19 protein-coding genes are annotated in these 18,779 nt (G+C 71.9%); 5 read left to right on the top strand and 14 right to left on the bottom strand.

Annotated features, from left to right (window positions below):
- Positions 1-23: 23 nt before the first annotated feature.
- The 7 genes from DFJ66_RS15455 to lpdA form a co-directional block, all read right to left on the bottom strand.
- Complete coding sequence (locus DFJ66_RS15455; protein WP_121221987.1) at positions 24-503, bottom strand: ArsR/SmtB family transcription factor; 480 nt, start codon at positions 501-503, stop codon at positions 24-26.
- 1 nt (position 504) lies between these two features.
- Positions 505-1,410 carry a hypothetical protein gene (locus tag DFJ66_RS15450; RefSeq protein WP_121221985.1) on the bottom strand — a complete coding sequence of 302 codons (906 nt, stop codon included), beginning with the start codon at positions 1,408-1,410 and terminating at the stop codon, positions 505-507.
- Positions 1,411-1,469: 59 nt separating this feature from the next.
- A complete protein-coding gene (gene lipB, locus DFJ66_RS15445; protein WP_121221983.1) occupies positions 1,470-2,213 on the bottom strand; it encodes a lipoyl(octanoyl) transferase LipB in 744 nt (247 codons plus the stop codon).
- On the bottom strand, positions 2,210-2,827 hold the full coding sequence (locus tag DFJ66_RS15440; RefSeq protein ID WP_121221981.1) for a phosphatase PAP2 family protein: 618 nt from the start codon (positions 2,825-2,827) through the stop codon (positions 2,210-2,212). Before DFJ66_RS15440 ends, lipB begins: the two co-directional genes overlap by 4 nt.
- The gene (locus tag DFJ66_RS15435; RefSeq protein ID WP_121221979.1) at positions 2,824-3,696 is read right to left on the bottom strand and encodes a TIGR01777 family oxidoreductase; all 873 of its coding nucleotides are present in this window, start codon (positions 3,694-3,696) and stop codon (positions 2,824-2,826) included. Before DFJ66_RS15435 ends, DFJ66_RS15440 begins: the two co-directional genes overlap by 4 nt.
- 361 nt (positions 3,697-4,057) lie before the next feature.
- The gene (gene sucB, locus DFJ66_RS15430) at positions 4,058-5,848 is read right to left on the bottom strand and encodes a 2-oxoglutarate dehydrogenase, E2 component, dihydrolipoamide succinyltransferase (RefSeq protein ID WP_121221977.1); all 1,791 of its coding nucleotides are present in this window, start codon (positions 5,846-5,848) and stop codon (positions 4,058-4,060) included.
- Positions 5,849-5,903: 55 nt separating this feature from the next.
- On the bottom strand, positions 5,904-7,274 hold the full coding sequence (gene lpdA, locus DFJ66_RS15425; protein WP_121221975.1) for a dihydrolipoyl dehydrogenase: 1,371 nt from the start codon (positions 7,272-7,274) through the stop codon (positions 5,904-5,906).
- A gap of 187 nt (positions 7,275-7,461) precedes the next feature.
- Here lpdA and DFJ66_RS15420 point away from each other — a divergent pair, with 187 nt between their 5' ends.
- Entirely contained in the window at positions 7,462-7,779 is a 318-nt protein-coding gene (locus tag DFJ66_RS15420; protein ID WP_121221973.1) for an oxidoreductase, read from the top strand.
- Here DFJ66_RS15420 and DFJ66_RS15415 read toward each other — a convergent pair.
- Entirely contained in the window at positions 7,776-8,339 is a 564-nt protein-coding gene (locus tag DFJ66_RS15415; protein ID WP_121221971.1) for a TetR/AcrR family transcriptional regulator, read from the bottom strand. The two genes, DFJ66_RS15420 and DFJ66_RS15415, sit on opposite strands and share 4 nt — an antisense overlap.
- 51 nt (positions 8,340-8,390) lie before the next feature.
- Here DFJ66_RS15415 and DFJ66_RS15410 point away from each other — a divergent pair, with 51 nt between their 5' ends.
- Entirely contained in the window at positions 8,391-8,999 is a 609-nt protein-coding gene (locus DFJ66_RS15410; RefSeq protein WP_121221969.1) for an NAD(P)-dependent oxidoreductase, read from the top strand.
- A gap of 55 nt (positions 9,000-9,054) precedes the next feature.
- Here DFJ66_RS15410 and DFJ66_RS15405 read toward each other — a convergent pair whose 3' ends face one another.
- Positions 9,055-10,548 (bottom strand): leucyl aminopeptidase, encoded by a 1,494-nt coding sequence (locus DFJ66_RS15405; protein ID WP_121221967.1) that lies wholly within the window; start codon positions 10,546-10,548, stop codon positions 9,055-9,057.
- 197 nt (positions 10,549-10,745) lie between these two features.
- On the opposite strand from DFJ66_RS15405, the gene DFJ66_RS15400 reads away from it, so the two are divergent.
- Both DFJ66_RS15400 and DFJ66_RS15395 read left to right on the top strand, forming a co-directional pair.
- On the top strand, positions 10,746-11,942 hold the full coding sequence (locus DFJ66_RS15400) for an APC family permease (RefSeq protein ID WP_147459276.1): 1,197 nt from the start codon (positions 10,746-10,748) through the stop codon (positions 11,940-11,942).
- A 62-nt stretch (positions 11,943-12,004) separates the two neighbouring features.
- On the top strand, positions 12,005-13,105 hold the full coding sequence (locus tag DFJ66_RS15395; protein WP_121221963.1) for a branched-chain amino acid aminotransferase: 1,101 nt from the start codon (positions 12,005-12,007) through the stop codon (positions 13,103-13,105).
- A 635-nt stretch (positions 13,106-13,740) separates the two neighbouring features.
- Here the strand turns inward: DFJ66_RS15395 and DFJ66_RS15390 are convergent.
- The 4 genes from DFJ66_RS15390 to cobU all read right to left on the bottom strand — a co-directional run bounded on the left by DFJ66_RS15390 (position 13,741) and on the right by cobU (position 17,428).
- Positions 13,741-14,915 (bottom strand): IS3 family transposase gene (locus DFJ66_RS15390; RefSeq protein ID WP_121221960.1). Its coding sequence is split into 2 segments (ribosomal slippage): positions 13,741-14,660 and positions 14,660-14,915, totalling 1,176 coding nucleotides; the frame shifts between segments, so codons are not numbered across the junction.
- A gap of 205 nt (positions 14,916-15,120) precedes the next feature.
- The gene (locus DFJ66_RS15385) at positions 15,121-15,837 is read right to left on the bottom strand and encodes an adenosylcobinamide-GDP ribazoletransferase (protein ID WP_121221958.1); all 717 of its coding nucleotides are present in this window, start codon (positions 15,835-15,837) and stop codon (positions 15,121-15,123) included.
- Positions 15,837-16,874 carry a nicotinate-nucleotide--dimethylbenzimidazole phosphoribosyltransferase gene (gene cobT / locus DFJ66_RS15380; protein WP_121221956.1) on the bottom strand — a complete coding sequence of 346 codons (1,038 nt, stop codon included), beginning with the start codon at positions 16,872-16,874 and terminating at the stop codon, positions 15,837-15,839. The genes DFJ66_RS15385 and cobT overlap by 1 nt, the downstream gene beginning before the upstream one ends.
- Positions 16,871-17,428: a bifunctional adenosylcobinamide kinase/adenosylcobinamide-phosphate guanylyltransferase gene (gene cobU, locus DFJ66_RS15375; RefSeq protein ID WP_121231215.1), complete on the bottom strand. Its 558-nt coding sequence runs from the start codon at positions 17,426-17,428 to the stop codon at positions 16,871-16,873. The genes cobT and cobU overlap by 4 nt, the downstream gene beginning before the upstream one ends.
- A 72-nt stretch (positions 17,429-17,500) precedes the next feature.
- Here cobU and DFJ66_RS15370 point away from each other — a divergent pair, with 72 nt between their 5' ends.
- Positions 17,501-17,701: a hypothetical protein gene (locus DFJ66_RS15370; RefSeq protein ID WP_121221954.1), complete on the top strand. Its 201-nt coding sequence runs from the start codon at positions 17,501-17,503 to the stop codon at positions 17,699-17,701.
- A 63-nt stretch (positions 17,702-17,764) separates the two neighbouring features.
- Here DFJ66_RS15370 and DFJ66_RS15365 read toward each other — a convergent pair whose 3' ends face one another.
- A complete protein-coding gene (locus tag DFJ66_RS15365; RefSeq protein ID WP_121221952.1) occupies positions 17,765-18,751 on the bottom strand; it encodes an aldo/keto reductase family protein in 987 nt (328 codons plus the stop codon).
- Between the last annotated feature and the right edge of the window lie 28 nt (positions 18,752-18,779).

Raw genomic sequence — 18,779 nt, 5'->3', positions numbered from 1 at the left:
CGGGCGTCAGACCTGAGCGGGCGTCACGCCTTGAGCTGGCCCGCCACGTCGGCGGCGGCGGTGAGCAGGACGAGCACGGGCACGGTGGCCGCGCTGCGCAGCCGGTACGAACCGCGCTTGTCCTGCTCCACCACGCCGGACCCGGTCAACGCCTTCAGGTGGTGGTAGAGCTGGCCGGTGGACCCCAGGCGGGCCGCCTCCTGGAGCGCCGCCGCCGGCTGGGCACCGCGGGCCAGCAGGGACCGGACGATGTCCACCCGCGCCGGGTGCGCCAGGGCCGCCAGCACCTCGATGCGCGGCCGGTCCGCCAGCGACAGCGCCCGTTCCGGCGTCACGTCGATGCGCCACGACACCCGGCCGCCGCCGAGGGACACCTGGCCGCCGTACCCCAGCTCGCCGCCGCCGTCCGCCGGCAGCTCGACCGTCTCCCGCTCGTCACCCTCCAGCGCCGCCACGCGCTGCTCCAGCTCGGCCAGCCGTCGCACCAGGTCCACCCCGGCCATCCTACGTAAGGCCCACGTGGAATTCGCGCAGCGCAGCGGGGTCGTACAGGACCGATCGGAGCATGGTCGACAGACCCATGGCGTCGGCGAACAGCCCCTCCGGCACCTCCCGCGCCAAGGCCACCCCGGTGCCGACGCGACCGTCGTCCCACCGCACCCGAACAGCCGCCGTGACCACGCCCGGCAGCGTGCCCAGCCTGGTCCCGGCCGCGGCGGAGGGCGTGCGCAGCAGCCGGTGCACTTCCGCCGCCGTGCCGTGCCACGTCCCGCGCGCCCACGCCCGGTCGGGTGCCACGCCGGGGTAGCGGCCGAGGACCTCCAACCGCAGTTGCGGGTCGATCAAGTACTGGTCGGGATCGGCGTGCCGGCCCAGCACCAGCCGCAGCCCTTCGCCCAGCGGGGACGGCAGCGACGGGTCCAGGTGGGTGCGCAGGCAGTCGGCGGCGGCGTTGTCGGCGAACCGGGTCAGGACCGCGGCCAGGTCGTCCCAGGTGACGGTGGCGTGCGGGTCGTCGGCGGTCACGCCGTTGGTGGACGTGATCCCCAGGTGGCGCAGGGCGGCGGCGTGCGCGCCGCGGTCCAGGGGCAGCAGGTGCCGCTCCCACTCGCCGGTCCGCACCCGGTCGGTCGGGGCGACCCGCCCCGTCTCGACGGCACGCGCGTAGGCGTCGAGGTGGGTCAGGTGCGCCAGCGACGCCAGCGGCTGCGGCTCGTGGGGGCGGTGGGCGAGCCTGCCGCCCCGGCCGTCGTCCACCACCACGGCCACCTGCTGCCGGTTCCCGCGCAGCCACGCGAGCCAGTCGGTTGCGCCGGGCGGGAGGGCGTCGGGTGGGAGCGCGCCGGCCGTGCCCGGCCAGAGCAGGGTGCAGCCGGCTGCGGTGAGCAGGGCTCGTCGGGTCAGGGGCACGACGACTCTCCCCTCGGGGTCCGGAATTCCGGAATACTAGAGGGGAGGGTCGGCGGGTGTCAGCGGCTTTGGACGGCGAACGTGACGCCCGGGGCCACCGGCTGTTGACGCTCCAACGTGCGGTCGGTCAACGGCAGGTCGCCGTTCAGGGCGTCGATCACCGCGTCCCGCGCCATCGGCAGCACCTCGGCCACCGTCACGTCCCGGTCCAGCTCGTGCGACAGCGACGCCACCCCGGCGTCCCGGATGCCGCACGGGATGATGTCGCCGAACGCGGCCAGGTCGGCGTTGCAGTTGATCTCGAACCCGTGCATGGTCACCCCGCGCTGCACGCGGATGCCGATCGCGGCGACCTTGCGCTCCACCCCGCGCTCGTCGGCCGGGATCCACACGCCGCTGCGGCCCTCGACCCGGCCCGTGTGCACGCCGAGCTGGTCGCACACGTGGATCAGGGCCTGCTCCAGCCGCCGCACGTACTGCACGACGTCCATCGGCTCGGCCAGCTCCACGATCGGGTAGCCGACCAGCTGCCCCGGCCCGTGCCAGGTGATCTTGCCGCCGCGGTCCACGTCGATGACCGGCGTGTCCCCGCCCTTGGGCCGCTCGTCGGGCTCGGTGCGCCGCCCGCACGTGTAGACCGGCGGGTGCTCCAGCAGCAGCAGGGTGTCGCCCCGCGTGCCGTCCGCACGGGCCTCGGCGAGTTCGCGCTGGAGGTCCCACGCGGCCAGGTAGTCGATGGTGCCCAGCTCACGCACGTCGATCGGGTCGGAGGACGTGCGGCAGGAGAGTTCGCGACTGCTCACGGCTCGACCCTACGCCCACCACCCGCGACCCCGGAGACCGGCAGCAGGCCCAGCGCGAGCGCCGCCACCAGGCCCACACCGGTCGTGGCCAGCACCGCGCCGACCGTGTCGGTGAACCAGTGCATCTCCAGCACCACCCGGCTCGCCGCGCACAGCACCACGGCCACCGCCGAGACCGCGAGGACCGGCCGCACCAGCGCCGGCCGCAGGTGCGCGCACAGCACGACCGCCGTCACGGCCACCGCCGTCACCGCCGTGACGTGCCCGCTGGGGTAGGACGGCAGGTCGTACTGGACCGGCCGGACCCGCAGGTAGAACCACCGGCTCAGCACGCTCGCCCAGCACACCGCCAGCAGCACCGCCGCCTTGAGCGCCAGCACGTCCCGCGCCAGCCACGCCCGCAGCACCAGGCTCACCAGCGCGACCGTGGCCAGCCCCGGGCTGAGCACCAGGCTCACCACGTCCGCCGCGCGCTGGAAGTCCGGCCCCAACCCGACCGCCGCGCCGCGCAGCGCCGAGTCCAGCCCCGGCGGGGCGGTGTCCACGGCCACGCCGAGCACCACCGACGTCAGCGCGAGCACCGCGCCGACGCAGGCCGGGAAGACCCGGCTCACGCCGCGGCCACCGCCGCGCCCAGGGCCGGGTGCAGGAAGTGGAAACCGTGCCGCTCCAACACCTTCGGCACCGCCCGCTGCCCCGCGAGCACGCCCTCCTCGGCGATCTCGCCCAGCACGGCCTTGAGCACGAACCCCGGCACCACCCACGGCGTCGGCCGGCGCAGCGCGTGCCCGACGGTCCGGGTGAACTCGGCGTTGGTGACCGGGCTGGGTCCGGTCACGTTGACCGGCCCGCGCACGTCGTGCTCCAGCACGAACTGGTAGGCGGCGATCGTGTCGTCCAGGGAGATCCACGGCATGTACTGCCTGCCGCTGCCCAGCCGACCGCCCAGGCCGAACGCGAACAGCGGCCGGATCGTGCCGAACAACCCGCCCGCCCGGCTGATCACCAGGCCCGTCCGCATCCGCACGACCCGCTGCGACTCGGCCGCCGCTGTCGCGGCCTCCCACTGGCGGCACAGGTCGGCCAGGAACCCGCTCCCGGCGGGTCTCGACTCGTCCACCACCGCCTCACCGGTGTCGCCGTAGTACCCGACCGCACTGGCGTTGACCAGCACCGGGACGTTGTGCTCGGCCACCGCCGCCGCCAGCACCTCGGTCGGGGTGACCCGGCTGTCCAGCAACACCTGCTTGCGGGCGTCGTTCCACCGCTTGTCCGCGACCCCCGCGCCGCACAGGTTCACCACCGCGTCCACGCCGTCCAGCGCACCCGGGTCGATGCGCCCGGCCGGCGGGTCCCAGCCACGCTCGTCGGGCGCCGCGGGCCGCCGCCGGACCAACCGCAGCACCTCGTGCTCGGCCCCGCGCAACGCGGCGACGAGGCTGGTGCCGAGGAACCCGGACGACCCCGCGATCAGAACCCGCATACCCGTGATCGTCTCGCACGGTGTGCGGTGTTGCACAGCAGCGGCGGTGTTGCCGGGGCCACACAGGCAGGCGCTCTCCGCGCCGAAGGCGCAAGCCCAAGCGGCCAGCGCCCACAGGAAGGGCCTCGTGCTGTCCCCGTACGGCCTGGGCGCAGCCCAACCACGTTCCGCCCGTCCTTGCAACCAGCTTTTCCGGTTGCGAGGACGGGCGGAACGTGGTTGCCTCCGGCAGGCCGTACGGGGACAGCACGACGCCCTTCCACCCCCGGGGGCCTGCCCAGCGGCGAGCGTCGCTTTTCGTCTTGAAAGCGAAGGGCCGCCCCGAGCGTGCCGGGGCGGCCCTTCCGCGTGTGTGACGTCCTTACAGGCCCAGGTCGGCCTCGAACGCGCCCTCTTCCAGGCGGTTCTTCATCGTGGTCAGGAAGCGGCCCGCGTCGGCCCCGTCCACCAGGCGGTGGTCGTAGGTCAGCGCCAGGTAGGCCATCGACCGGATCGCGATGGTGTCGTCGCCGTTCTCGTCCGTGATCACGACCGCGCGCTTCTTCACCATGCCCACGCCCAGGATGCCGACCTGCGGCTGCTGGATGATCGGGGTGTCGAACAGCGCGCCGTTGCTGCCCAGGTTGGTCAGCGAGAACGTGCCGCCGGTCAGCTCGTCCGGGGTCAGCTTGTTCGCACGCGCGCGCGACGCGAGGTCGTTGATCTTGTGGGACAGGCCCGCCAGGTTCAGGTCGCCCGCGTTCGCGATCACCGCGTTGAGCAGGCCGCGCTCGGTGTCGATCGCGATGCCCAGGTGCTCGGCACCGTGGTAGACGACCTCCTTCTTCTCCTCGTCGATGGACGCGTTCAGCACCGGGTGCTGCTTGAGCGCCTCGACGGCCGCCTTGGCGAAGAAGGGCAGGAACGTCAGCTTGGTGCCCTCGCGCTGCTCGAACGCGGCCTTGGCCTTGTTGCGCAGCCGGGCGATCTTGGTGACGTCCACCTCGAACACCTGGGTGAGCTGCGCGGAGACCTGCAGCGACTCGCGGGTCCGCTGGGCCACGATCTGGCGCAGGCGGGGCAGCTTCTGCACGGTGCCGCGCTTGCCGCTGTTGTCCACGGCCGGGGTGGCGACCCGCTGGGCCGGCGCGGACGCGGCCGGTGCGGCGGGGGCGGCCGGCGCGGGAGCCGGGGCCTTGGCGGCCTCGACGGCGGCGAGCACGTCCTGCTTGCGGATGCGGCCGCCGACGCCGGTGCCCTTGAGCGTGCCGAGGTCGATGCCGTTCTCGGCGGCGAGCTTGCGGACCAGCGGCGTCACGTACGGCTGGCCGTTCGACTCCTCCGAGGAGGCGGGGGCGGCGGCCGGCGCGGACTGAGCCGGAGCAGCCTGGGGAGCCGGAGCGGCCGGGGCCGGGGCCGGAGCCGGAGCAGCGGCCGGAGCCGGAGCGGCGGCGGGCTTCGGGGCCTCGGGGGCCGGCGCGGGCTTGGGCGCTTCCTGGGCCGGAGCCGGGGCGGGCGCGGGGGCCGACGCCTGCGGGGCCGGGCTGCCGGAGCCGATGACGGCCAGCTGACCGCCGACCTCGACGGTCTCGTCCTCGCCCGCGGTGATCTCCAGCAGGGTGCCGGCGACCGGGGACGGGATCTCGGTGTCGACCTTGTCCGTCGACACCTCCAGCAGCGGCTCGTCCACCTCGACCGAGTCGCCGACCGACTTCAGCCAGCGGGTGACGGTGCCCTCGGTGACGCTCTCGCCCAGCGCGGGCATGGTCACCGGGGTGCCCTCGGCGGCACCACCGGACTGGGCGGGCGCCTGGGCCTGGGGCTCGGGCTGCGGGTCCGGCTTGGCCTCCTCGGCGGGGGCCGTGGCGGCGGGCGTCTCGGCCGGAGCCTCGGGTGCGGACTGCTGCACCGGCGCCGAGTCGGAGCCCGCGTCGTCGCCGTCGCCGATGACGGCGAGCTCGGCGCCGACCTCGACGGTCTCGTCCTCCTGGGCGACGATCTTCTGGAGCACGCCGGCCGCGGGGGACGGGATCTCGGTGTCGACCTTGTCGGTGGACACCTCCAGCAACGGCTCGTCGACCTCGACGCGGTCACCCTCCTGCTTCAACCAGCGGGTGACCGTGCCCTCGGTGACGCTCTCGCCGAGTGCGGGCATTTGGACGGAGAAGGCCATCGTTCGCTGACTCCTCGTGCGTGGGTCGTGGATCGGCTGACTGGAGTTGGGACGGTCAGCCGTGCACGTGCAGCGGCTTGCCGGCCAGGGCGAGGAAGGCCTCGCCGAGGGCTTCAGTCTGGGTCGGGTGGGCGTGGACCAGCGGAGCCACGTCCTCGGGGTAGGCCTCCCAGCTGTAGATCAGCTGGGCTTCGCCGATCAGCTCGCCGACCCGCTCGCCGACCATCGTGACGCCCACCACCGGACCGTCGGGGGCCTTGACCAGCTTGACGCCGCCCGCGGTCTTCAGGATCTGGCTCTTGCCGTTGCCCGCGAGGTCGTAGACGAACGTCTCCACCGAGCCGTACTTCTCCTTGGCCGCCGCCTCGGAGAGGCCGACCGAGGCGACCTCCGGCTTGCAGTAGGTGACACGCGGGATGCCCGCCTCGTCGATGACCTTGGGGTTCTGCCCGGCGATCTCCTCCGCGACGAAGATGCCCTGCTGGAACCCGCGGTGCGCGAGCTGCAGGCCGGGCACGATGTCGCCGACGGCGTAGACGTTCGGGAGGTTGGTGCGCAGGCGCTCGTCGGTGACGACGAACCCGCGGTCGAGCTGGACGCCGGCTTCCTCGTAGCCGTGGCCCGCGGTGTTCGGGCCGCGGCCGACGGCGACCAGCAGGAGGTCGGCGTCGAGCACGTCGCCGGACTCCAGGGTCACCGAGACGCCGGTGTCGGTCTGGGTGGCGCCGGTGAACTTGACGCCGGTCTTGAACTTGATGCCCCGGCGGCGGAAGGCCCGCTCGAGCTGCTTGGACGCGTACTCGTCCTCGGCGGGGACCAGGCGGGGCAGGGCCTCCACGATGGTCACGTCCGCGCCGAAGGAGGACCACACGCTGGCGAACTCGACGCCGATGACGCCGCCGCCGAGCACGACGACCTTCTCCGGGATGAAGTCCAGGTTCAGCGCCTGGTCGCTGGTGATCACCCGGCCGCCGATCTCCAGGCCCGGCAGGCTGCGCGCGTAGGAACCGGTCGCCAGGACGACGTTCTTGCCGGTGTAGCGCTGCCCGTCGACCTCGACGGTGGTGCCGCCGACGAACGTGCCCGCGCCCTGCACCAGCGTGACCTTGTTGGCCTTCACCAAGCCCTGGAGACCCTTGTACAGGCGGCTGACCACGCCGTCCTTGTAGGAGTTCACACCCGCGATGTCGATGCCCTCCAGCGAGGACTTGACCCCGAACTGGTCGCCCTCGCGGGCGTTGTCCGCGACCTCCGCCGCGTGCAGCAGCGCCTTGGTCGGGATGCAGCCGCGGTGCAGGCAGGTGCCCCCCAGCTTGTCCTTCTCGACCAGGACGACGGACAGGCCGAGCTCGGCCGCGCGGAACGCGCAGGCGTAGCCGCCCGAGCCGCCACCGAGGATCACAAGGTCGGCGGAGGTGTCGGTCACGGGATCTCCCTGGAGAGCTTGATGCCTTACTTCGCGCGGGTGCGCGCGGGTGGTTGCCATCTTGTCACTAGTTCGCGAACGGCGGCGACGCGGTGCCCGGTTGGGCGGCGGTCGGGCGGATTTGGCCACGCCTTCACACCCCCGCCGGCACCATGTCCGGCAGGAGTGGCGCACAGGAGGTGGCCCGGTGGGCCTGTTCGACCGTTTTCGCAGGAAGCAGCGCCCGGGGGTGCTGCGGACGTCGACGTCCGCGGACACCGGTCACCTGGAGAAGTGGGCCGCCGAGCGCCGGGGCGTGGAGGCGTACGTCGAGCCGAAGACGACCGTGACGGACACCACGGTCGTGCTGGTCGCCCACGACGGCGAGTGGACCCGGCGCCGAATCGACGGCACCGAGGGCGCCCGCAAGCTGGCCAAGAAGCTGGGCATCCCGATCTACGACGCCGGCATCGTCGGCTACCCGAAGCGGATGCGCGAATACAGCCGCCGCAAGAACCAGGCCTAACCCAGTCCTTCCCACAGCGTCGCCACGAGCGCTTCCGGTTCCGCTCCGCCGCCGGCGAAGAAGCTCAGGAACGCGTGGTACTGGCACGTCCCCAGAATGAGGTCCGCTGCCGCCCGCGGATCGGCTTTCGTGGACAGTCGGCCTTTTTCCTGTTCACCCCGCAAGTACGCGGCCAGGGCCTCGCCGGGCACGTGCGGACCGGCGCCGAGTCGCTGTAGTGCCTGGTTGTGGGCGGCCAGCAGGGACGGCTCGGAGAACAGGGAAGCGGCGATCGGGAACGTTTCCGCGTAGAACCCGATGGCCGTTTCCACGATCGTGAGAAGCGTTTTCCGGATTTCTCCCGCGCCGGGTTCGAGGCTGCCCAACAGCGTGGTCAGGTCACGCGGTGTCCTTTCCTTCAACACGGCCAGGAACAGTTCCGTCTTGTCCTGGAAGTGCTTGTAGAGCGCCGCTTCCGACAGGCTCGCCGCCTTGGCGATCTCCTTGGTGGTCGCGCGGGCGAGCCCCTTGGTGCGCATGACGTGGGCCGCCGCGTCGAGGATGCGGTCGCGAGTGGTCATGTGGTAACCCTAGTGGTTAGTGAGTACTCACCAACCAGCTGAGGGGGAACCGTGAAGATCACCGTCTTCGGCGCGTCCGGCGGCACCGGCGGCCACGTGGTCGCGCAGGCGAGGGAGGCCGGCCACGACGTCACGGCGGTCGTCCGCGCGCCCAACGGCCGCGACGCCGTGGCGAACGTGATGGACCCCGACTCGATCGCGCCCGTCATCGCCGGCGCGGACGCGGTCGTGACGGCCATCGGCACGCGGGGCAGGGGGCCGACCACCGTCCAGACCGACAGCACCCGCAGCATCGTCACGGCCATGAGGGCCGCCGGCGTCCGGCGCCTGGTCGTGGTCAGCAACAGCGGGATGGTCGTCGACGACCAGGACGGCCCCGCGAGCCGCTACCTGGTCAAGCCGATCCTGCGCCGGGTCCTGGCGCACCCGTGGGCGGACATGGCGGCGATGGAGGAGGTCGTCCGGTCCAGCGGCCTCGACTGGACCATCACCCGCCCGCCGAGGCTCACCAACGGCCCCCGCACCGCCGAGTTCCGGACCGCGACCGGCACGAACCTGCGCGGTGGCAACACCATCTCCCGCGCCGACCTGGCCGCGTCGATCGTGGCCTGCCTGGAGGACCCGGGCACCATCGGCCAGTCCATCGCCATCGGCTACTGAGAACGACAACGGGGGCCGCGCCACGCAGGCGCGACCCCCGTCGAGGAACGACCGATCAGCCGTTGGCGGCGATGTCCGCCAGCACGGCCGCCAGGGTCCGTACCGGCACGCCCGTGCCGCCCTTGGTGGTGTACCCGTAGGCGCCGCCGGCGTGGAACGACGGCCCCGCGATGTCGATGTGCGCCCAGGTCACGCCCTCGGCCACGAACTCGCGCAGGAAGATCCCGGCCGCGAGCATGCCGCCGAACCGGTGCCCGGCGACGTTGGCGATGTCGGCCAGCCGCGAGTCCAGGTCGCCGCGCAGCTCCTCCGGCAGCGGCATGGCCCACGCCTGCTCGCCGACCGCGCGGCCGATCTCGGCGACCCGGTCGCGGAAGGAGTCGGTGCCCATCACGCCGGCGGTCCGCTTGCCCAGCGAGACGATCTGCGCGCCGGTCAGGGTCGAGGTCTCGATCAGGTAGTCCGGACCGTCCTCGCACGCGCGCACGATGGCGTCGGACAGCACCAAGCGGCCCTCGGCGTCGGTGTTGAGCACCTCGACGGTCTTGCCGCCGTACATGGTCAGCACGTCACCGGGCCGGTAGGCGGTGCCGGACGGCATGTTCTCCGCCAGCGGCGCGTACGCGGTGACCTCCAGCGGGTACTTCAGCTTCGCCGCCAGCACCACGGTCGCCACGACCGCCGCCGCGCCGCTCATGTCCGAGGTCATCTCGTCCATGCCTGCGGCCGGCTTGATGGAGATGCCGCCGGTGTCGAACGTGATGCCCTTGCCGATCAGGGCGACCTTCTTGCCCGCCTTCGGCCCCTTGTAGGAGATGCGCACCAGGCGCGGCGGGCGCGACGAGCCGCCGCCGACGCCGAGGATGCCGCCGAAGCCCTGCTTGCGCAGCGCCTTCTCGTCCAGCACCTCGACCTCGACCCCGTCCAGGCCCTTGGTCAGCGCCACCGCGCGCTCGGCGAAGGACGCCGGGAACAGGTCGTTCGGCGGGGTGTTGATCAGGTCGCGGGTGGTGCAGACGGCCTCGGCGATCAGGGTGGACGCCTTGAGCGTCGCCCGGTGCGGCTTGAGGTTGCCCGAGACCGCGAACTCGACGCGGGCGACCGGGGCGTCGCCGGCGGAGGTCTTGTAGGCGGTGAACTGGTAGGCGCCCAGCAGCGTGCCCTCGACGGCCGCGCCCAGGTGCAGCCCGGACAGCGTGCTGACGGCGCGCTTCTTGCCGGTCAGGGCGCGGGCGGCGGCACCGGAGGCGCGGCGGACCTGCTCCTCGGTGACCGCGCCGTCCTCGCCCGGCTTGCCCAGCCCGACCGCGATCACGACCGGCGCGGACAGCTTGCCGAAGGTCGGCAGGGTCACGACCTCCTCGGCCTTGCCGGTGGCGCCCAGGGTCTTCAGCACGTCCACCAGGCCGCCCTCGAACGCGGCGTTCACCGCATCGGCGGCACCCGCGAGGGCGAGTCCGTCCGGGCCCTGGAGGGTGCCCACGACCACGGCGTCCGCGGTCGTGGTGCTCGGGTCACTGTCGGTGATGGCCAGCTTCGGCGGGGTCACTGCGGCTCCTCGACGTGGGTCCTCCCGGCACTTCCTGGTCGTGCGGCGAGAACGTGGGTGGATCGTGACGAATGCTAAAGGTCTCGTTCACCACGGCGTCCCCGGCTCCTTCGATAGCGGGGAGTAACAATTAACACGGTCGTGGGTCAGCCCCCTGGGCGTTCGCGCTCACCCGGTCCATCTGGGACTGTTAGGCGGTGACAGTCACGCCCCGTGCCGGGGCCGTGGTGCTCGCGCTGGGCGCGACCCTGGGCGTCGGAGTCCTCACCGGACTCGCCCCGGCCGCGGCCCTCGCCGGCCCCTGGTTCCTCGTCGCGCTGCCGCTCGCCGCGCTCACCGCGTTGTGCTGCGCCTTCTCCACCGCCGACCAGCACCGGGCCTACCCGGACGCACCCGGCGGCTACGCCTACATCCGCAACCAGCTCGGCCCGTGGCCCGCCCGCATCGGGGCCGGCGCTCACCTGATCGGGAGAGCGGGCGTGGCGGCGGCCCTCGCCGGCACTTTCGGGGCATACGTGTTCCCGACCGACCGCGGGCTCGCCGGCCTGGCCCTGCTCCTCGGCACGGCCGTCCTCTCGCGACACGTCCGCGGGCGGGTCGGCTGGGTCGTGGCCGCCGTCGTCGTGGGCGTGCTCGCCCTCGTCACCCTGGTCGGCTTCTCCGTCGCCCCACCGGAGAACGTCGCCGCCCCCGTCGACGGAGCCGGGTTCGACGGGATCATGGGCGCGGCCTCCCTGCTGTTCATCGCCTTCACCGGCTTCGAACGGGTGACCGCGCCTCACCCGGACGAGAAGACCTACACCGCCAAGACCCTGCACGTGGTCATCCCGGTGCTCATCGGGGGAGTGCTGGTGCTCACGGCACTCGTGGGTGTCGCCGTCCTCCGGCAGTTGGGCAGCGCCCGACTCGCGCTCTCACCCGCCCCTCTGCGCGACGCCCTGGTCGCCGCGGACGGGGAGGCGCTGCTGCCCGTGCTGGCGATCGGGGTGGCGGTCGCGGCCGTCGCCTCGCTGTCGTTCGTGCTGGGCAGCACCCGGCGCACCCTGGTCGGCCTCACCGAAACCGGTGACCTGCCCAAGGTCCGGGCTCCGTGGGCACTCGACGCGGTGGGCACCGCCCTGGCCGTCGCCGCCTTCTTGTTCCTCCCACCCACCACCGCACTGGCCGTGGGCGCGTGCGGCACCGCCTTCTACTACGGCTTCACGAACGCGGGCGCGCGCGTCCTGCTCCACGAGGACCGCACGTGGCCCATGCGCACCGCCTGCCTCGGCCTCGGCATGTCCGTCCTGCTCGCCATGAGCGCGCCCGCCGAGGCCCTGGTGATCACCGCCGTGGGCATCGCGGTGGGTACCGGGCTGCTCGCGCTGGGACGTCTCCGCCAGCCGGTCGGGTAATCGGACGTCCGAGCGTCGGGACAGCGATTTTCCGATGTCCCACCAGCGGCTACTGTGCTGACATGACGACCGCGTTGCCTTTCACCCGGACCCCCAACCCGACGCCGGCGACCCCGGAGCGGGTCGCGGAGGTACTCGCCAAGCCGGGCTTCGGGCAGCACTTCACCGACCACATGGTGACGATCCGCTGGAACCGCGACCAGGGCTGGCACGACGCCGCTGTCGAGCCCTACCACTCGCTGGAACTGGACCCGGCGGCAATGGTGCTGCACTACGGCCAGGCGATCTTCGAAGGGCTCAAGGCGTACCGCCGGCCCGACGGCTCGATCGCGTCCTTCCGCCCCGAGGCGAACGCCGAGCGCTTCCGCGCGTCGGCCCGCCGCATCGCCATGCCCGAACTGCCCGACGAGCTGTTCCTGGAGTCGATCAAGGAACTGATCGCCGTGGACGCCCGGTGGGTGCCCTCGGTCGCCGAGGAGTCGCTGTACCTCCGGCCGTACATGATCTCCACCGAGAAGGGCCTGGGCGTGCGGCCCGCCGGCGAGTACCTATACGTGCTCATTGCGTCTCCCGCAGGCTCCTACTTCGCCGGCGGCCTCAAGCCGGTGACGGTCTGGCTGTCCACCGAGTACGTCCGCGCGGCCCCCGGCGGCACCGGCGCGGCCAAGTTCGCCGGCAACTACGCGGCGTCGCTGGTCGCCCAGGCCCAGGCCGCCGAGCAGGGTTGCGACCAGGTCGTGTGGCTGGACGCCGTGGAGCGCCGCTGGGTGGAGGAGATGGGCGGGATGAACCTGTTCTTCGTCCTCGGCTCCGGCGCGGACGCCCGCCTCGTCACCCCCGAACTGTCCGGCGCCCTGCTGCCCGGCATCACCCGCGACTCCCTGCTGCGCCTGGCCTCCGACCTGGGCCACGCGGTCGAGGAACGCCGTTTCTCCACCGAGGAGTGGGAGAAGAAGGCCGAATCCGGCGAGTTGACCGAGGTCTTCGCCTGCGGCACGGCGGCGGTGATCACCCCGGTCGGCCACGTGAAGCACGCCGGCGGCGACTTCAGCATCTCCGGCGGCGCGACAGGCGAGGTGACCATGAAGCTGCGCGAACGGCTGACCGGCATCCAACAGGGCACCGTCGAAGACCCACACGGCTGGATGACCAAGCTCGCCTGACAAGCCAGAGGACCCGCGCTGCCGAACACAGCGCGGGTCTTCCGACGAAGCCGGCAAGCAACAGTCCGCCTCGCCGAGCAGCCAGTCCGCCTCGCCGAGCGGCAGTCCGCCTTGCCGAGTGGCAGTCCTCCGGTGAGGACACAACTCAACTTGGGCTTCTTGCTTTTGTCATCTCCGTATGGCCTGCCCGAAGGGCTACCACATTTTCCAGGGGTTGCAGCCGAAAGTTTTGCGAGGAACGAGCAAAAGTTTTAGCGGCAACCCCTGGAAAATGTGGTAGGCTCCGCCAGGCCATACGGAGATGACAAAAGCAAGAAGCCCCCGCCGTTGCAGTTGAGTCATCTTTGGTGGCCTGCCCGCCGGCGAGGCTCTTTTAATCTTTGAACCGGAACGCTCCGCTCTCAAGCCGAACGCGCTTCGCGCTTGGGACGCGCGAAGCGCTCGAAAAATGAAAAGCGGCGCTCGCCGCGCGGCAGGCCGCCAGCGGGGGGTGAAGGGCGTCGGTTCCCCCGCCGTATGGCCTGGCGGAGCCAACCACAGATTTCCCGGGGTGCCACTAAAACTTTTTGCTCGTTCCTCGCAAAAACTTTCGGCTGAGGGGCTAGAAGAATCTCGGACAGGCGTCTCTTTGGTTTTCAGGCCGCCTGGTTGCGCGAGAACCAGGCGGACTCTACCTCGTTCGGTGTGCGGTAGGCAATTCCGGAGTGGAGTCTGATCTGGTTGTTGCGTAGTTCGATGTAGGCGGTGACGTCTTTGCGTGCGTGTTCGCGGGTGGGGTATTCGGTGCGGTTGACGCGTTCGTTCTTCAGGGTGCCGTTGAACGATTCGGCCCAGGCGTTGTCGTAGCAGTTCCCGGTGCGGCCCACGGAGCGGCGGACGCCGAGTTCGTCGGCGAGGGCGGCGAACTCCGCGGACAGGTACTGCGTGCCGCGGTCGCTGTGGAATATCGTCTCGCCGCGTCGGAACGGGAGGTTGCGGGCGGCCATGCGCAGGGCGTCGGTCACCAGTTCGGTGCGCAGGTGGTCGGCCATCGCGTAGCCGACGACCTTCTTCGAGTGGCAGTCCAGCACGGTGGCCAGGTACAGCCATCCTTCCCAGGTGCGGATGTAGGTGATGTCGCCGACCAGTTTCGCCGCCGGGGCGTCGGCGGTGAAGTCGCGGCGGACCAGGTCGGGCAGGGCGGCGGTGTCGCCGGCGACCGTGGTCACCGGCCGCCACGGCCGCGGCTGGCAGGCCACCAGGCCCAGCCCGCGCATGATCGTGCGGACCGTCCCGGGGTCGGCGACCGTGCCCCGGCGGGCCAGCTCGGCATGGACACGCCGGTACCCGTAGGTGCCGTCGGAGTACTCGAAACAGGACCGGATCCCGGCCCTCAGGGCCTCGCGGCGGCGGGCGGTGGCCGAGGGTTCCCGGTCGCGCCAGGCGTAGTAGCCCGACCGTGACACCTTCGACCACCGGCACATGGACGCGACGGAGTGGTTGCCTTCTTCGGAAGCGATGAACGCGTACTTCGCGGTCACTGGTGCTTCTTCGCGAAGAAGGCCACCGATTTTCCCAGGAACCGGTTCTCCTCCTCCAACTCGCGCACCCGCCGCTCCAACTCCTTCAGCCGCGCCCGCTCGTCCCCGCTCAATTCCGGACCGGTGGTGTCGTGCCCGGCCCGGAACTCCCTGACCCAGTTCCGGATCGTCTGCCCGGTAACCCCGCAGTCACGTGCCACGTCGTCGACCGGCCGGGACCTGTCGACCACTTCCCGGGCCGCCGCCTCACGAAACTCGGCACTGTGACGCCGCGACTTCTTGTGTGCCACAACCACTCCGTTCAGTCACCCCATTCTACTTTGGGTCACTGTCCGAGATCCTTCAGGCACCTCACGGCTGCACCCCGGCAAATCTGTGGTAGCCCTTCGGACAGGCCATACGGCGGGGGAACCGAGGCCCTCCACCTGTGGTTGAGACCACCACACACAAAAGCCGCGCTTCGCGCGTCAAAGCGTGTCTGTGTGTCTGCGGTTCCTAGGGTGCCAAGGCGCAGATGGTGAGCACCGCGACGGTTGCCGTCTCGCAGGCCGCGCCGAGCACGTCGCCGGTGACCCCGCCGAACCGCTTGCGCGTGTGCCTGACGAGCAGTGCCACCAGCGCCAAAGCCAGCACTACGGCGGCCGGCCCGTGGATGGGGGCCACGAAGTACCCCGCCACGGCCAACGCGACCCACCAAGCCGCCACGATCCACACCGGCTGAGTCCCGGCGACCAACGCCCCCAGCCCTTCTGGCCTGGCCGCTGTCACGCCCCGCGCGCAGCACAGCACGAAAGCCGCTCGCCCGGTCGCCAAAGCCAGTACGACAGCCCCGAACGGCACCGACTGCAGCGTGACCGCCTGCGCCCCCAGTACCACGATCAGCGTCACCACCGCGAACGGCCCGGCCCCGCCGTCCTTCATCACGGCCAGCGCCCGCTCCGGCGGTCCGTAGCACCCGAGGCCGTCGGCGGTGTCGGCCAACCCGTCCAAGTGCATCCCGCGCGTGGCCAACGCCAACCCGCCGACGACCAGGAACCCGGTCAGCAACGGCGGCGCGCCCAACGCCGACAGCCCCGCGACCACGCCCGCCGCCACCACACCGAGCAGAGCGCCGACCACCGGGGCCCACGTGATCGCCCGTCCCGCCGCACGACGGTCCACAGTGGACACACGCACGGGCAGGACGGTCAACCACGACAACGCCAGCAGCATCAGGCCGGTCCGGAGACGCCCGCGCCCTCGAAGGTCGCCATCTCCGCCAGGACCTTCGTCGCCATCGCCACCAGCGGCAGCGCGGCCACCGCGCCCGAGCCCTCGCCGAGGCGCATTTCGAAGTCCAGCAACGGTTCCAGGCTCAGGTGGTTGAGTGCGATCGAGTGCGCGGGCTCCACCGAGCGGTGTCCGGCCACCCACCACTCGCGGGCGCCTGGCGCCAGTTCTTCGGCCATCATCGCCGCCGCGCCGACCACGACACCGTCGAGGATCACGGGCGTCTTGCGCACCGCGGCTTGTGCGAGGAAACCTGCCATCGCCGCGATGTCCGCGCCGGACGCCGTGGCCAGCAGCCGCACGGGGTCGCTGAGCACCGGGCGGGCCCGGCGCAGGGCGTCGCGGATGGCGGCGGTCTTGCGCATCCAGCCCCGGTCGTCGATGCCGGTGCCGCGGCCTACCACGGCCACCGGCTCGGAACCGGTCAGGGCCGCGATCAGCACGGCCGCCGGGGTGGTGTTGCCGATGCCCATGTCGCCGGCGATGAGCAGGTCCGCGCCGCCGTCGACCTCGTCGTCGGCCAGGCGGCGGCCCAGTTCGACCGCCTGCTCGGCTTCCTCCAGCGTCAGCGCGTCCTCGCGGTCGATCGAGCCGGAACCGCGGCGGATCTTGGCGTCGCCGATGGCCGTGTCGGAGTCCACCGCCACGTCCACCACCCGCACGGTGGCCCCGGCGACCGTGGCCAGCACGTTCACCGCCGCGCCGCCGTCGAGGAAGTTCGCCACCATCTGGCCGGTGACCTCGCTGGGGTACGCGGAGACCCCGTGCCGCGCCACCCCGTGGTCGCCGGCGAACACGACCACCCGCGGCCGGGTGAACGGCCGCGGCGGGCACACGCCCTGGCACGCGGACACCCAGACGCCCAGCTCCTCCAGCTTGCCCAACGACCCCGCGGGCTTGGTGAGCACGGCGTGCCGGGCGACGGCCTGGCGGCGGACGTCCTCGCTCGGCGGCTCGACGGGCGGGAACTCGATGGTCACCGACTACCTCCGGCTTCGCGCAGTCGCAGTGGGATTCCCGCGACGACCAGCAAGACCTCGTCGCAGACCTCGGCCAGCCGCGCGTTGAGCGAGCCGAGGTGATCGCGGAAGAGCCTGCCAGAGTGGGTGCTCGGCACGACGCCGAGGCCGACCTCGGCGGACACCAGCACCAGCCGCGTCCGCGTGTGGGCGACCGCGTGCACCAGGGCGGCGCACTCGCGCTCCACCTCGCCGATGCCGTGCCCCTCCCACGCGCCCGCGTCGTCCAGCGCGCCCGCGAGCCACGTGGCCAGGTCGTCGACCAGGATCGGCGGGTCGCTGGGCTCGGTGGCGGTGAGCAGGGCGGTGAGGTCGTTCGGGGCGGGGGCCTCGACGGTGTGCCACGTCTTCGGGCGGCGGGCCACGTGCCCGGCGATGCGCAGCTCCCAGTCCGCGTCGTCCGGGTAGCGCCGCGCGGTGGCGACGTACGTGACGACGTCGTCGGTGAGCAGCCCTTCCGCGTGCGCGGACTTCCCCGACCGCGCCCCGCCCAGGACGAGTGTCCGACTCGTCACACCCCACCCCATCCGGTCTGTTTGGACATAGCCTGGCGAACGTTACCCGGCGGACATCGGGAGGAGCCGGACGTGGAGTACCGGTGGCGCTACCAGGACGAGCAGGGCCGCGAGATCGACGGCCCGCCGGAGCTGTTCGCCGACCAGACCGACGCCGAGGACTGGTTCAGCGCGCGGTGGCCGGAGCTGCGGGACGCGGGCGTCGCCCAGGTGACCCTGCTGCGCGCCGAGTCCGAGGTGTACGGCCCGATGTCCCTCGCGCCGGCGGAGTAGCAGCCCCGGTTCGAACGCGGTGGAGCCCCGCCCGGCCGCCGGACGGGGCTCCACCGCGGTGGATCACGGGGTGACGGTCAGGCGGGGGTCGGTCTCGACCGAGTCGCCCAGCACCTCGTCGATCTTCTTCAGCAGCTCGTCCTCCAGGACCACGCCGGCGGCCTTGACGTTCTCGTGCACCTGCTCGGGCCGGGACGCGCCGATGATCGCGCTGGCCACGTTCGGGTTCTGCAGCACCCACGCGACCGCGAGCTGGGCCAGCGACAGACCGGCCTCGTCGGCCAGCGGCTTGAGCTGCTGGACCTTGGTCAGCACGTCGTCGCGCAGGAACCGCTGGATGAACTTCGAGCCGGTCTCGTCGGTGGCCCGCGAGCCCTCCGGCACCGGCTGACCGGGCAGGTACTTGCCGGTCAGCACGCCCTGCGCGATGGGGGACCAGACGATCTGGCTGATGCCCTCGCGCTCGGAGGTCGGCACGACCTGCGACTCGATGACCCGCCACAGCATCGAGTACTGCGGCTGGTTGGAGATGAACGGCACCTTCAGCTCGCGGGCGAGCGCCGCGCCCTGCGCGATCTGGTCGGCGTTCCACTCGGAGACGCCGATGTAGAGCGCCTTGCCCTGGCGGACGATGTCGGCGAAGGCCAGCATCGTCTCTTCCAGCGGGGTGGTGCGGTCGAACCGGTGCGCCTGGTAGAGGTCGACGTAGTCGGTCTGGAGGCGCTGGAGCGAGCCGTCGATCGACTCCATGATGTGCTTGCGGCCCAGGCCCTTGTCGTTGGGGCCACCGGGGCCGGTCGGCCAGAAGACCTTGGTGAAGATCTCCAGCGACTGGCGGCGCTGCCCCTTCAGCGCCCGGCCCAGCACCTCCTCCGCCTTCGTGTTCGCGTAGACGTCGGCGGTGTCGAAGGTCGTGATGCCGGCGTCGAGCGCGGCGTGGACGCACGCGGTCGCCTGGTCCTCCTCGACCTGGGAACCGTGGGTGAGCCAGTTGCCGTAAGAGATCTCGCTGATGTTCAGGCCACTGCGGCCGAGGCGTCGGAACTCCATGCGCCCCACCCTAGACCCGGGTCGTTCG

The sequence above is a fragment of the Saccharothrix variisporea genome (genome assembly GCF_003634995.1).
GTDB lineage: Bacteria > Actinomycetota > Actinomycetes > Mycobacteriales > Pseudonocardiaceae > Actinosynnema > Actinosynnema variisporeum.
The sequence above is the reverse complement of the archived record's forward strand: the minus strand, read 5'-3'. Positions and strand labels throughout refer to the sequence as shown.